The sequence below is a fragment of the Amycolatopsis arida genome (assembly GCF_900115565.1).
In the GTDB taxonomy this organism is placed as follows: Bacteria; Actinomycetota; Actinomycetes; order Mycobacteriales; family Pseudonocardiaceae; genus Yuhushiella; species Yuhushiella arida.
This window is the reverse complement of record NZ_FOWW01000005.1, coordinates 175,580-188,795: the sequence shown is the minus strand read 5'-3', so window position 1 is coordinate 188,795 and position 13,216 is coordinate 175,580. Positions and strand designations below refer to the sequence as shown.

Sequence of the window (13,216 nt, the reverse complement as noted above, 5' to 3'; positions counted from 1 at the left end):
CCACGGATGCCTCTCACACCGCCACCACCCGGACCGCTGAGTCCAGTCCGCGGAAATCGGTGGGGTTGCGCGTGTAGAGCGGCAGATCGTGGCAGGAGGCCACCGCCGCAATCATCAAGTCCATTCGGCGCGGGCGTGGATCACGCTTGGCCTCGATCGTGAGTGCGACGAGCGTCCCGTAACGGGCCGCGGCGGGTTTGTCGAACGGCAATGCGTCGAAGCTGGCGATCGCCGCACCGAGCTGCTCGATGCGAGCCGCTTTGGTATGGGAGTCCCGAGCCATGGCGACACCCTGGTGCAGCTCGGCCAGCGTGACCGTGGTGATCTCGGGGAAGACAGGCAGGGCCGTGGGATCGAGAAAGGCCAGGTCGATGAAGACGCTCGTGTCGAGCACACCGTGCTTGTCCTGATCAGCCACGGAACAGGTCGGTTTCGTCGCCGACTCGGTCCTCGCCGAATATCTCGTCCGCCTCACGCCTCATCTGCGCGTAGTCCACGCGCGGCAGCCGACGGTGCTGCGCCACCAACTCCTCGGCGGTCACCTTCCGGTGACGGCGGACGGGACGCAGTTCCGCTACCTCGACCCCGTTCCGGGTGATGACGTAGCTCTCCCCGGCCTCCACGGCGTCCATCACCGCCGCGGAATTGTTCCGCAGCTCACGCTGCGAGATCGTGTTCACGAAGACGATTGTAGCCCCCCGTAGCCCGTCGTGCTACGAGTGTTCAGCAGGGCCAGTGCCTCGGCGTGGAGGTGGCCGTTGGTGGACAGTGCCGAGCCGCCGTCGAAGCGGGGCTTGCCCGCCAGGTCGGTGAACCGCCCGCCGGCCTCGGTGACCAGCACCTGCGCGGCCGCGACGTCCCACGGGTTCACGATCGCCTCGGCCGCCACGTCGATCGCCCCCTCGGCGACCAGGCAGTGCTGCCAGAAGTCGCCGAACGCGCGGTTCTCCCAGCACGCGTCCACCAGCGCCAGGTACGCCTCCCGCGAGTGGTACTCGACCCACGAGCCCAGGTGCGTGGTGGACAGGTAGGCGTCGGCCAGCCGGGCCACCCCGGACACCGCGAGCCGGCGTTCCCCGGCCGCGTCACGCACCCACGCCCCACCGCCCGCCGCGGCCCACCAGCGCCGGCCCAGCGCCGGCGCGCTGACCACCCCGATCACCGGCGTGCCGCCCACCACTAACGCGAGCAAGCTAGCCCAGACGGGTAATCCGCGGAGGAAGTTCTTCGTGCCGTCGATGGGGTCGAGCACCCACGTCCGTCCGGTGCCGGAGGCCGTCCCGCCGCGCTCCTCGCCGGCCACGGTGTCACCGGGTCGCTCCACCGCCAGCACCGCGCGCACCGCGTCCTCGACCGCGGTGTCGGCGTCGGTCACCGGGGTCCGGTCGGGCTTGCTGCGCACGCTCAGGTCCCGCGCCCGGAACCGGGTCGTGGTGATCTCGTCGGCGGCGTCGGCCAGCCGCAGGGCCAGGGTCAGGTCGCTCGGATCGTGGGACACGACCAGGATCGTCGCACGCCGCGCGGCCGTAGAGTTGGTGAGGTGAGCGTGGTGTTACTTGCCGAGGACGACCCGGCCATCGCCGATCCGCTCTCCCGGGCACTGCAGCGGGAGGGGTACTGCGTCGAGGTGGTCACCGAGGGGCCCACGGTGCTGGAGCGCACCGGCACCGGCGGGGTCGATCTGCTGGTGCTCGACCTCGGGCTGCCCGGAATGGACGGTCTCGAGGTGTGCCGGCGGCTGCGCGCGGCCGGCACCGAGCTGCCGGTGCTGATGCTGACCGCGCGCACCGACGAGGTGGACTTCGTCGTCGGCCTCGACGCCGGCGCCGACGACTACGTCGCCAAGCCGTTCCGGCTGGCCGAGCTGCTCGCCCGGATCCGCGCGCTGCTGCGCCGCAGGGCCCCGGAGGTGCTCGACGCCGGCGGCGTCCGGATGGACCTGGCCGCGCGGCTGGTGACCGTGGACGGCCGCGAGGTGCAGCTGGCCAACAAGGAGTTCGAGCTGCTGCGGGTGCTGATGAGCCGGGCGGGGCAGGTGGTGAGCCGAGACGAGATCCTCGCCGAGGTGTGGAACGACCTGGAGTCCAAGACCTCCAAGACGCTCGACATGCACATGTCCTGGCTGCGCCGCAAGCTCGCGGTCGCCGCCGAGCCGGACCCGACCAGGCCGGTGCGGCCCGGCGACGAGCGGCGGATCGCCACCGTGCGCGGCGTCGGCTTCCGGTTCAACGTGGACTGACGGCCCGTGCGCCGACGCATCCTGCTGGCGATCCTGCTCGCCGTCGCGGTCACGGCGGTGGCGCTGGGGATCCCGCTGGGGATCACCGCGTGGCAGCTGGTGGAGAACATCACCCGCGAGCAGCTGGCGGCCAGCGCGCAGCAGATCGCCGCGACGCTGGACGACCAGCTGGCCAACGGAAGGCCCCTCGACCTCGACGACGTGCGGGTCGCCGTGCCGGAGGACGGGCTGCTGCTCGTCCGCCAGGCCGGCGACGTCACGCTGCGCTACGGCGCCGACCCCGGGCCGAACCGGGTGTCCGAGGAGGTGCCGATCGCCAAGGCCGGCACGGTGGAGCTGGTCATCCCGGCGGGGCCGCTGCGCACCCGGCAGACCCAGATGCTGCTGGTGGTGGTGCTGCTGGTCGTGCTGTCGGTGGGCACCGGGACGCTGGTGGCGTCGGTCACCGCCCGCCGGCTGGCCCGGCCGCTGCGGCACGTCGCGGGGCGTGCGGCCCGGCTCGGCGGCGGCGACTTCCGGCCCGACGCCAAGCGCTACGACGTGGCCGAGCTGGACATGGTGGCCGAGGCGCTGGACGCCTCCGCCACCGCGCTGGCACAGCTGGTGCAGCGGGAGCGCCAGCTCGTCGGGGACGTGTCGCACCAGCTGCGCAGCAGGCTCACCGCGCTGCAGTTGCGGCTGGAGACGCTGGCCACGCACCCCGACCCCGAGGTGGTCGACGACGCCCGCTCCGCGCAGGAACAGGCCGACCGGCTGGCCGAGGTGCTCGACGAGCTGCTGGCCGCGGCGCGGGCGGCCAGCGAGGTGGGGGCCGAGCCGGTGGACCTGGCCTCGGTGTTGCCGGTGATCGCCGAGGAGTGGCGGCAGATGCTCCGCGCGGAGGGCAGGGGCCTGCGGCTGCGGGTGTCGGACGGGCTGATGGCACGGGCGACGCCGGGCCGGCTGCGCGAGGTGGTGGGGGTGCTGCTGGACAACGCGCTGCGGCACGGCGGCGGGAACGTCACGCTGTCCGCGCGGCGCGGCGACGCGGACGGCACCGTGGTGGTCGAGGTGAGCGACGGCGGCCCCGGGGTGCCCGACGAGCTGGCGCCGCACATCTTCGACCGGGGCTTCTCCGGCAGCGGCTCCACCGGTGTCGGATTGGCGCTGGCCCGCGCGCTGGCCGAGGCCGACGGCGGTCGGCTCGAGCTGTCCAACCGCCGACCGGCCACGTTCAGCCTCTTCCTGCGCGTCCCCCGGCCCGACGACGTCCCCGGCGTCCGCTGGCCCGCCGAACGCGTCCCGCGCTGAGTCTTGCGGGGGAGCCCCCCGCAGGCCCCACGTGCGAGCTCCGCGCGCGGGCGGGCGCTGGGCGCGGCGGGCGTGGACCAGCACCGGTCGGCGGCTCTCGTCGAGCTGGTGACGACGCTCTACTCGACGAGCTCGGCGACCTGGCGCCGCCGGTGACCCAGCTCGTCCGGGAAGACCCACTTCTTGAACGCCCAGAACTTGAACGCCATCGCCAGCAGCATCCCGATCACCGAGCCGGCGGCGAAGTCGGCGACCTCCTGCGTCAGCCGGGAGACGTGCGGAACCTCCAGGTCGAGCACGTAGCGCGACACGTACACCGGGATCAGGTTGATCACCATCGCGATCCCGCTGAACGCGAAGAACAGCGCGGCCTCGTGGTGGCTCTCCCGGCCACCACGGGTGCGGAAGGACCACTCCCGGTTGAGCACGTAGTTCACGATCGTCGCGACGATGATCGCGATGGCCTTCGCCGTGGTCGGCTTGGGCTCGAGCACGGTGAGCTTGAGCAGGTACCAGATCCCGTTGTCGACCACGAACGTCGTGCCGCCGACGATGCCGAACTTCAGCATCTCGCGATGCCTGATCAGCACCGAGCGTAACGGTTCCGGCACTCTGGTCAGCACGGTCTCGACAACGGCCACGACCGCAGTGTACGTAGCGCGGCAGCTCAGGCGGCCCGGTCCCGCGACTTCCCGGTCGGCGCGGGCCGCTCGCCGCCCCCGCGCACGACCCGTACCCCGGCCCGCGGGAACACCCAGCGTTTCAGCGCCCACCAGCGGAACGCCATCGCGACCAGCGTGCCGATCACGATCCCGCTGACGAAGTCGGCGACCTCCTGGGTGAGCAGGTCGACGGCCGGGGTGCGCAGCCCGAGCAGGTACCGGGAGACCGCCAGCGGCGCGGCGTTGAGCCCCAGGCTGACGCCGCTGATGAGGAAGAACAGCGCCGCCTCGTGGTGCCGCTCCCGGCCACCGCGGTCGTGGAACGACCACTCCCGGTTGAGCACGTAGGACACGATGGTCGCCACCAGCACGGCGACGCCGAGCGCGGTCACCGGGTGGGCGGTGAGCACGGTGAGCTTCAGCGCGTAGTTGACCGCGTTGGTGAGGACGAAGCAGATCCCGCCCACCACGGCGAACCGCAGGAGCTGGCGGTGCCGGAACAGCGCGGCCCGCGCCCAGCTCGGCGGCCGGTGTGGCTCGGGGTGGTCCGGTGGCACCCGGCGCAGTCTAGGGACCGGCGCCGGTCAGCCGATGCGTGGCCACCAGTCCCACGGCAGTGGCAGGTCGATCCTCGGCCCGCCGTCCGGCGCGGAGGTGCTGGTCGGCGGTGGAGAGGGCGGTGGAGAGGGGGAGGGCAGGACCGGCAGCGGGAGGTGTGGCTCCGCCGGCGTCGAGGGCGCGGGTTCGGTGTCCTTCGGCCCGGTGCCCTTGCCCGGTCGCCGGCCACCGGGCACGTCCGGTGAGGACGGCGCCCGGTCCGGGCTGATGCTCGGTTCGGGCGTGGGTGTCGGGCGGTCCGGCCAGCGGCAGGGGAACGCGCACGGGACGGTGGCCGACCGGGTCGCGATATCTGAGCCGAGCCGCGCGGTCACCGTCGCGGTGTCGTCGGCGAGGCCACGGTGCAGCAGGACCGAAAGCCGCAGCTCCTTCCCTGGCTCCACAGCCTCCCTGCTGGTGCAGGACAGCGTCCTGCCGCTGTCGCATCGCACTGCCCACCAGTCGGACGTCACCTGGCCCCGCATGTCGATCTCGACTGTGATCGGCTTGGTGCTCTCCCCGGTGTTCCTGGCCACGACCTTGAACACCGACCACCGGCTCCAGGGGAGCGCCCATGGCCAATTCTTCTCTTCCTCGACTCGCAGCGCGACCTCGTCGCGGAGGGCCCGCACGGCCACCGGCACCGACACGGAGATCCGCACCTCGGCGCCCGCGCTGACCGTGCCGGTGACCTGCCCGCCGCTGGCGTTCTCGCCGGCGACGAGCCGGAACACCAGCACCACCGACTCCCCGGGCTCCAGGCCCTCGGGCGAGGTGCAGGTGACCGTGCGGCCCTCGCCGCCGGGGCAGTCGACCCGCGGGGTGCCCGGCTGGGCGGCGTTGAGCCGCAGCGGCGCCGGCCCGGCCATCCGGTGGCCGGGGCCCGTCGCGGTCACCCCCGGCGGCAGGGTGAGCGTCGCCTCGACGGGCTCCGACTCGCTGCCGCCGTCGTTGCGGACGGTGATCGGCAGCTCGACGGGATCACCGTCGGGCACCAGCTCGATGTCGGCCGAGGGGCGCTCGGCGGTCAGCCGCGCCGGTTCCGGCTGGTCCGGCGGTGGGGGCTGCTCCGCGGGAGGCTCCTGCGCCGGGGGTTGCTCCGGCGGGGCTGGTGGCGGCACCGGCGGTGGTGCCGGCTCCGCGGGTGGGGGCGCGGGGGGTGGTGCCGGCGGCTCGGGCGCGGGCGGCGCGGGCGGCTGGGGCGCGGGTGGCACCGGCGGGGCCACCGGCTCCGGCGCGTGCACCCGCGACGCGGGTCGCTCCGCGGCGGCCGGGACGTCCTGCCCACCACCGCCGGCGGCGAGCCCGACGGCGATCGCGGCGGCCAGCGCCACACCGGAGGCGGCCACCCCGAGGAACTGGCGGGGCCCGGCGGTCGCCACGCCACCACCCCCCGACGCGCCCGAGGCACCGGCGGCGCCGGCGGCGGTGCCGGCGCCCACGGCGGCCGCACCCGCCGTCGCGGCGGAGGCCTTGGTGGCGCCGACCGCGGCCAGGTAGCCGAGTGCCGCGCCGCCGAGCACCAGTGGGGCGACCACGGCGCGCAGGCTGCCGTTGACGTCGGCCAGCTCGGCCGCCAGCGCCCGGCACCGGTCGCACTCGTCGAGGTGCGCCTCCACCTGGGCGCGCTCCCGCTTGGCCAGCCCGTCCCGGGTCCACGCGCCCAGCCGCTCGGCGGTGGCGCGGCAGCGTGTCGCGGCGGTCTCGGCGAGATGCACCTGCAGGTAGGCCTGCCGCAGCCCCTCCCTGGCCCGGTAGGCCAGCGCGGACACGCCGTTGGGGGTGAGCCCGAGCAGCGGGGCCACCTCGGCCGGCGACTGCTGCTCGATCTCGGTGTGCCACAGCACCGCCTGCCAGCGTTCCGGCAGCCGGGCGAACGCCCTGGCCGCGAGGGTGCGCTCCAGGCCGGCGACCGCGGTGTCGGAGAACGGCACGGTCAGCGCGTCCCCGGCCGCGCCGCCGACCTCGGTCATGTCCTCGTTGAGGTCCACCCTGCGGTCGCGCCGGGTCTTGTCGTAGGCGGTGTGCCGCAGCGCGGTGAGCAGGTACGCGCGGAACGCCCTGTCCGGGCCCTTGCCGCCGCGCAGCGTGTCGAGCACCTTCGCGAACGCCTCGGAGACCAGGTCGTCGGCCTCGGCGGGGGAGCGGACGAGCTGCCGCGCCAGGTTGTACGCCGCCCGGACGTGCCGCTCGTAGAGCGTGCCGTACGCCGTGAGCTCGCCGCGGCGCACCGACGTGATGAGCTCGGCGTCGCTCTGGCCGCTCGAATCGGCGGGGACGGTGGACACGGGCCTCCTCCTCCGGGATAGCTGCGGCCCCCTCGCCGCCTCACTACCCTGACGTCGCGCAGAACTCAGTGTGACGGACGGTGGGATGCACGTCACGTCGAAGGTCGGATGGTGCCCCGGAGGGCGCAACGACGGCTCCTCGTTCGCCGTCACGCCCCGGGGCCGGTGCCGTCACCTGATCGGACAGACGACCGGGAAGGCGGTTCGCAGTGGAGGTACCGGCGACGGGTGCGGCGCCCGGTTCGGACGGCGCCGACCGGCAACCGGTGGCCGACGGGCAGGACCGCTCGATGCGAGCGCTGCGGGCTCGCTGGCGCACGGCCAGCATGGCCGCGGGGTGGCGCTTCCCCAGCGACTGGGCCCTGCCCGAGGTCGACGCGGTGTGCGCGGTGGTCGTCCGGGGCGGCGCCCCGGACGCCGCGCTCGCCGGCCTCGGCAGGGCGCGGGCGGTCGCTGGGGCCGGGCTCGGCGAGACGCTCGCCGACCTCGCCGCGTTGCACGCCGTGCTGGCCCGGCCCGAGGGCATAGACGGGTTCGTCGCCCCGGACGTCGACACGACACCGTCCCGGTTGCTCAGGGTCACCGCGGAGGGGTGGGCGGACGCCGCGCTCGAGCAGGTGGCCCGCGCGGAGGTGACCGACCCGTTGACCGGGCTGCCCACCGCCGCCTACCTGCGGACCCGGCTCGCCGAGGTGTACCGGCAGGCCGCGCGGGAGGGCTGGCCGGCCGGCGAGCGGTACGCGCTGCTCGTGGTGGCGATGGACTTCACCGGGGCGCCCGGCTGGACGCGGCTGACCGGGATGATCCTGGCCGCGGACGCGCTGCGATCGGTGTTCACCGGCGGGGAGAGCCTGGCGGTGCTCGGCTCCTCGACGGTTGGCGCGCTGCTGCCCCGCGACGCCGGGCTGGCCAACCAGGCGGTGCGGCTGCGCCGGGAGCTGACCGAGCGGCTGGCGGTGGACCGGGACCTGTGCGAGGTGGGCACCCCGCGGCTGCGGGTGCTCCGGCTCCCGGTCTCCCACGACGCGGCCTGCGCCACCCTGGCCACCGCCCGCCGCACCTGACGCCCCGCCGTCAACGCCACCACGCCCCCCACCACACGAACGGGAGATGCTGCGCATCACCGTGCCTGGCTTGCTCGACGCTCCCCTACCGCGCGGGCTTCGCCATTGCCGCGCGGCGAGGGCCAACGGGGGCCGTGGTGGCGCGACGGCGCGGAGTTCTCGTGGGGCTTGGCGGCGAGCGGAGACTGGTTCGTGATTTCCTGATCGGGTGAGCCAGCTACCTCCCGCACCGCCACCGCGGCTGTCCCTGCGGACCTCACTGGAACGGCTGTCGCTGCGGCCGCGCTCGATCGCCCTGCTGGCCGCCGTCCCCGCGCTGGCACTGGTGGCCGGGGTGGTCGGCTGGCTGCTGGACTGGCGGCTCGGGGTGGACAGCGCCGTGTACCGCGCCGGCGCGCTGACCCTGCTGCACGGCGAGCCGCTGTACGAGGCCAACACGCTCGGCCCCGAGCCGTGGTGGGCGCTGCTGCCGTTCACCTACCCGCCCACCGCCGCGCTGCTGTTCGTGCCGCTGGCGCTGCTGCCCGTCCAGGTCGCCTGGGGCGTCATGGCGGCGGTGTCGATCCTGGCCATGGCGCTGGTGATCCGCGTCACCATCGGCTCGCTGCCCCGGCCACGTGGCGAGCTGCCCCGCTGGGCGTCGCCGGCCCGAGCCACGCTGGTGTTCACCGTCGTGCTGCTCGGCCTCGAACCGGTGTGGCGCACGCTGTTCCTCGGCCAGATCAACCTGATCCTGATGGCGATGATCATGCTGGACGTGCTGGTCATCGGCGCCAGGAACAGCAGGTGGAGCGGGGTACTGGTGGGCGTCGCGGCCGCGGTGAAGCTCACCCCGTTCGTGTTCATCCCGCACCTGTTCTTCACCGGGCAGCGGGCCGCGGCGGGCAGGGCACTGGGCACGTTCGCCGGCCTGCAGGGGCTGATGTTCCTGCTGATTCCCGGCGACGCCGCGCGGTTCTGGACGCACACCCTGTTCGACACCGGCCGGATCGGCCCCATCCACTGGGCCGGCAACCAGTCGCTGAACGGCCTGCTCAACCGGCTCACCGGGCTGGCCCCGTGGGCGTCGCCGGCGGCGCTGGCCATCGGCGCGCTGCTCGGCCTGCCCGCGCTGTGGTTGGTGCTGCGCTTCCACCGGCGCGGCCAGGCGCTGGCCGCGCTGCTGGTCACCGGGTTCTACGTGCTGATCGTGTCGCCGGTGTCCTGGTCGCACCACTGGGTGTGGGCGGTGCCGCTGACCGTGCTGCTGGTGTCCCGGCTGCCGCAGGGCACCCCGGCCACCGCCTGGCGCCGCTGGCTGGCGGCCGGTGCGGTGGTCGCGGTGTTCCTCAGCTGCGTGCTGCTGGTCCTGCCGAACGGGCGCAGCATCGAGCTGCACTGGCAGTTCTGGCAGTTCGTGGTGGGCAGCGCCTACCTCCTGGTGCCGGTCGTGCTGATCGGCGTGCTCGCCGCCCGCGCGATCTGGCGGCGCAGGGCCGCCCGCGTCGCGGTACCGACCGACGACCCCGGAGACAGCTCGGGTGAGCTCGCCGACGCCGGCCTGGCCCGCTGAGCGGTCGCGGGACTTCTGGCCGAGCAGACCGGTGGCGGGACGCCTTGCCGCTGTCACCAGTGGTGACGGCTACTTCCGATCGGAGTGGTACCCACCGGCACAGTAGGCTCGGGTGCGTTATGGACACTCGTACCGGGCTTCCCGTCGTCGGCATGGTGGGCGGCGGCCAACTCGCCAGGATGACCCACCAGGCGGCCATCGCGCTGGGCCAGTCGCTGCGTGTGCTCGCCGCCGGGGAGAACGACTCCGCCGGGCTGGTCGCCGGCGAGGTGGTCCAGGGCCACCACACCGACCTGGCGGCGCTGCGCTCGTTCGCCGCCGGGGTCGACGTGCTCACCTTCGATCACGAGCACGTGCCGAACGAGCACCTGCGCACGCTGGCCGCGGAGGGCGTCGTCGTCCGGCCCGGCGCGGGCGCGTTGCGGCACGCCCAGGACAAGCTGGTGATGCGCGAGCGGCTGGCGAAGCTCGGCGTCCCCGGCCCGGCGTTCGCCGCCGTGGCCGAGGTCGACGACGTGCGCAAGTTCGCCGCCGAGCACGGCTGGCCGGTGGTGCTCAAGGCCGCCCGCGGTGGCTACGACGGCCGCGGGGTGTGGATGCTCGACGGTGAGGCCGCCACCCGCGAGCTGGTGCCGGAGCTGCTCGCCGCGGATACCCCGCTGTTGGTGGAGGCCAGGGTGGCGATGCGCAGGGAGCTGTCGGCGCTGGTCGCCCGGTCGCCGTTCGGGCAGGGCGCGGCCTGGCCGGTGGTGGAGACCGTGCAGGTGAACGGCATCAACACCGAGGTGCTCGCGCCGGCCCCCTGGCTGGCCGACGACGCCGGGCACGCCGCGCAGGACCTCGCGCTGCGGATCGCCGCCGAGCTCGACGTCGTCGGGGTGCTGGCGGTGGAGCTGTTCGACACCGAGGCGGGTCCGCTGGTGAACGAGCTGGCCATGCGCCCGCACAACTCCGGGCACTGGACGATGGACGGCGCCCGCACCTCGCAGTTCGAGCAGCACCTGCGCGCGGTGCTGGACTACCCGCTGGGCAGCACCGAGCCGATCGCGCCGGCCTGCGTGATGGCCAACGTGCTCGGCGCGCCGAGCCCGCCGCGGATGGGGCCGGACGAGCGGCTGCACCACCTGTTCGCGCGGTTCCCTGACGCCAGGGTGCACCTCTATGGCAAGCAGGAGCGGCCGGGGCGCAAGCTCGGCCACGTGAACGTGTTCGGCGAGCGGATGGAGCCGCTGCGGGAGCGGGCCCGGCTGGCCGCGCACTGGCTGTCGCACGCCGAGTGGCTGGACCGCTACTCGGTCCACTGAGGACTTCGCTGAAGTCTACTGACTCTACTCAGGACCGGGAGGCAGACATGGCACCGCGGGTCGGTGTGATCATGGGCAGCGACTCGGACTGGCCGGTGCTGGAGGCGGCCGGGACGGCGCTCGACGAGTTCGGGGTGTCGTACGAGGTCGGCGTGTACTCCGCGCACCGCACGCCGCAGCGGATGCTGGACTACGCCCGCACCGCCGCCGAGCGCGGCCTCCAGGTGATCATCGCCGGCGCCGGCGGTGCCGCCCACCTGCCGGGCATGGTGGCCGCGGCGACCGTGCTGCCGGTGATCGGCGTGCCGGTGCCGCTGAAGTACCTCGACGGCATGGACTCACTGCTGTCGATCGTGCAGATGCCGGCCGGGGTGCCGGTCGCGACGGTGTCCGTCGGCGGCGCGCGCAACGCCGGGCTGCTCGCGGTGCGCATCCTCGCCGCGGCCGACGAGGGGCTGCGCCGGCGGATGGCCGAGTTCCAGGCCGGGCTGGAGCGGCTCGTGCTGGACAAGGACGCCGCGCTGCGCGAGCGGGTCGGGCTCAGCCCAGCCGAGTAGCGCCCAGCCGCTCGCGCAGCTCGCGCTTGAGCACCTTGCCGGCCGCGGACACCGGGATGGACTCGACGAACCGCAGCTCACGCAGCCGCTGGTAGGGCAGCACCTGGGCGTTGACCGCGGCGAGGAGCTCGTCGGCGGTGACGCCGTCGTGCGTGCGGACCACGAACGCCACCGGCAGCTCGCCCACATCGCCGGCGGGTCGGCCCACGACGGCCGCCGCGGCCACCCCGGCCTGGGCCAGCAGCAACTCCTCGAGCTGGCGTGGGTAGACGTTGTATCCCTTGTAGATGAGCATGTCCTTCGTGCGGTCCACGATGGACAGGTAGCCGTCGGCGTCGAGCACCCCGATGTCGCCGGTGCGCAGCCACCCGTCCACCAGCACCGCCGCGGTCTCGTCCGGCCGCCGGTGGTAGCCGGCCATCACCTGCGGACCGCGCAGCCACACCTCGCCGGGGGTGCCCGGTGGCAGCGGGCCGCCGGTGCCGTCCGGCGGCCGGACCGCCACCTCGGTGTCGAACAGCGGCACGCCCACCGAGCCGGGCCTGCGCGTGCCGGAACGCCAGGCGGGGGAGAAGACGGCGCCCATGGTGACCTCGGTGAGGCCGTAGCCCTCGGCGACCACCGCGTTCGGCAGGTGCCGCTGGAGCGCCCGGATCGTGCTCGCGGGCAGCGGGGCCGCGCCCGAGGTGACCAGTCGCACCGCGGACAGGTCGCGGGTGGCGATGTCGGGGCAGGCCAGCAGCGCCGCGAACAGCGTGGGCGCACCGCCCATCCGCGTCACCCGCAACCGCTCGGCGTCGGCGAGGTAGGCGGGCGGGTCGAACCGGTCGTGCAGCACGATCGTGGTGCCGGTGAGCAGCGGGATGACCAGCGAGCCCACCGTGCCCATGGCGTGGAACCACGGGGTGAGGTTGAGCGCGACGCCGGTGCCGACCTGCTCCGGCCACTCCTCGGCGGGGCCCGTCTGCCGCAGGACCGGGTTGCCGGCGGCGTCGGTGTCCGGCACGCAGCCGGTGGTCCAGCAGGCGCACTGCAGCGCGTTGACCACGACGTTGCGGTGCGGGATCCGCACGCCCTTCGAGCGGCCGGTGGTGCCGCCGGTGTAGGCGAGGTGGGCCAGGTCGGCGGGGTCGACGGCCACCGGCGGCGGGGTGGCCGGCTGGTCGGCGGTGAACGCGGCGAGGTCGAGCTCGCCGGGCCCGCCCGGGTCGGGTGTGATCGTCAGCTCGACGGCGGTGGCGGAGCGGGCCTCGGCCAGGGTGGCGGCGGCCCTGCCGGCGGTGACGGTGACCCTGGCGCCGGCGTCGGCGAGCTGCGCGGCCAGCGCCGGCGCGGGCAGCAGGGGGTTGGCCGGGGTGAAGGTCGCACCGGCCAGCAGGGTGCCGAAGTAGGCGACCGGGTAGGTCAGGCAGTTGGGCAGGTGCAGGGCCACGGTGTCGCCGCGGCCGACGCCGCGCGCGGCCAGTGCGTGCGCGAACCGGCAGGCCGACTCCACCAGCGTGGTGTAGCTCAGCGCGTCGGGCCCGTGGGCGAACGCCGTGCGGTCGCCGAACCGGGTGGCCGCGCCGGCCAGCAGCGCGCCGACCGGGACCTCGGGATAGGTGAGTGACCTGGGGAGCCCGGGCGGGGTGATCGGCACTACTCGACAGTAGGGAGAATGCGG

General features: G+C 74.3%; 13 protein-coding genes. 6 read left to right on the top strand and 7 right to left on the bottom strand.

Annotation, left to right across the window (positions count from 1 at the left end; genetic code table 11):
• Positions 1-13 precede the first annotated feature (13 nt).
• Genes BM051_RS16580 through hisN form a run of 3 tightly spaced genes read right to left on the bottom strand, consistent with a single transcriptional unit; the run spans position 14 to position 1,498 of the window.
• The gene (locus BM051_RS16580; RefSeq protein ID WP_092531055.1) at positions 14-418 is read right to left on the bottom strand and encodes a type II toxin-antitoxin system VapC family toxin; all 405 of its coding nucleotides are present in this window, start codon (positions 416-418) and stop codon (positions 14-16) included.
• Positions 411-680, bottom strand: a complete 270-nt coding sequence (locus BM051_RS16575) for a type II toxin-antitoxin system Phd/YefM family antitoxin (protein WP_092531054.1) — start codon at positions 678-680, stop codon at positions 411-413. The genes BM051_RS16580 and BM051_RS16575 overlap by 8 nt, the downstream gene beginning before the upstream one ends.
• On the bottom strand, positions 677-1,498 hold the full coding sequence (hisN, locus tag BM051_RS16570) for a histidinol-phosphatase (RefSeq protein WP_092531053.1): 822 nt from the start codon (positions 1,496-1,498) through the stop codon (positions 677-679). Before hisN ends, BM051_RS16575 begins: the two co-directional genes overlap by 4 nt.
• Before the next feature lie 48 nt (positions 1,499-1,546).
• On the opposite strand from hisN, the gene BM051_RS16565 reads away from it, so the two are divergent.
• Together BM051_RS16565 and BM051_RS16560 are read left to right on the top strand one after the other, a co-directional pair.
• Entirely contained in the window at positions 1,547-2,239 is a 693-nt protein-coding gene (locus BM051_RS16565) for a response regulator transcription factor (protein ID WP_092531273.1), read from the top strand.
• A 6-nt stretch (positions 2,240-2,245) separates the two neighbouring features.
• Positions 2,246-3,529 carry an ATP-binding protein gene (locus BM051_RS16560; protein ID WP_092531052.1) on the top strand — a complete coding sequence of 428 codons (1,284 nt, stop codon included), beginning with the start codon at positions 2,246-2,248 and terminating at the stop codon, positions 3,527-3,529.
• Between the two features lie 119 nt (positions 3,530-3,648).
• On the opposite strand, the gene BM051_RS16555 is transcribed toward BM051_RS16560, so the two are convergent.
• From BM051_RS16555 to BM051_RS16545, 3 genes are read right to left on the bottom strand one after another with little or no spacing between them, the layout of a single operon-like run.
• Positions 3,649-4,170 carry a GtrA family protein gene (locus tag BM051_RS16555; protein ID WP_092531051.1) on the bottom strand — a complete coding sequence of 174 codons (522 nt, stop codon included), beginning with the start codon at positions 4,168-4,170 and terminating at the stop codon, positions 3,649-3,651.
• A gap of 26 nt (positions 4,171-4,196) precedes the next feature.
• Entirely contained in the window at positions 4,197-4,748 is a 552-nt protein-coding gene (locus BM051_RS16550) for a GtrA family protein (protein ID WP_243859579.1), read from the bottom strand.
• A 27-nt stretch (positions 4,749-4,775) separates the two neighbouring features.
• On the bottom strand, positions 4,776-7,076 hold the full coding sequence (locus tag BM051_RS16545) for a sigma-70 family RNA polymerase sigma factor (RefSeq protein ID WP_092531050.1): 2,301 nt from the start codon (positions 7,074-7,076) through the stop codon (positions 4,776-4,778).
• Positions 7,077-7,285: 209 nt separating this feature from the next.
• On the opposite strand from BM051_RS16545, the gene BM051_RS16540 reads away from it, so the two are divergent.
• The 4 genes from BM051_RS16540 to purE all read left to right on the top strand — a co-directional run bounded on the left by BM051_RS16540 (position 7,286) and on the right by purE (position 11,553).
• Positions 7,286-8,140: a PleD family two-component system response regulator gene (locus BM051_RS16540; protein WP_177216951.1), complete on the top strand. Its 855-nt coding sequence runs from the start codon at positions 7,286-7,288 to the stop codon at positions 8,138-8,140.
• Positions 8,141-8,348: 208 nt separating this feature from the next.
• Positions 8,349-9,692 (top strand): glycosyltransferase 87 family protein, encoded by a 1,344-nt coding sequence (locus BM051_RS16535; RefSeq protein ID WP_092531049.1) that lies wholly within the window; start codon positions 8,349-8,351, stop codon positions 9,690-9,692.
• Positions 9,693-9,811: 119 nt separating this feature from the next.
• Positions 9,812-10,996, top strand: a complete 1,185-nt coding sequence (locus tag BM051_RS16530) for a 5-(carboxyamino)imidazole ribonucleotide synthase (RefSeq protein ID WP_092531048.1) — start codon at positions 9,812-9,814, stop codon at positions 10,994-10,996.
• Between the two features lie 47 nt (positions 10,997-11,043).
• Positions 11,044-11,553: a 5-(carboxyamino)imidazole ribonucleotide mutase gene (gene purE, locus BM051_RS16525; RefSeq protein WP_092531047.1), complete on the top strand. Its 510-nt coding sequence runs from the start codon at positions 11,044-11,046 to the stop codon at positions 11,551-11,553.
• On the opposite strand, the gene BM051_RS16520 is transcribed toward purE, so the two are convergent.
• On the bottom strand, positions 11,537-13,192 hold the full coding sequence (locus BM051_RS16520) for a class I adenylate-forming enzyme family protein (protein WP_092531046.1): 1,656 nt from the start codon (positions 13,190-13,192) through the stop codon (positions 11,537-11,539). The two genes, purE and BM051_RS16520, sit on opposite strands and share 17 nt — an antisense overlap.
• Positions 13,193-13,216: the final 24 nt, after the last annotated feature.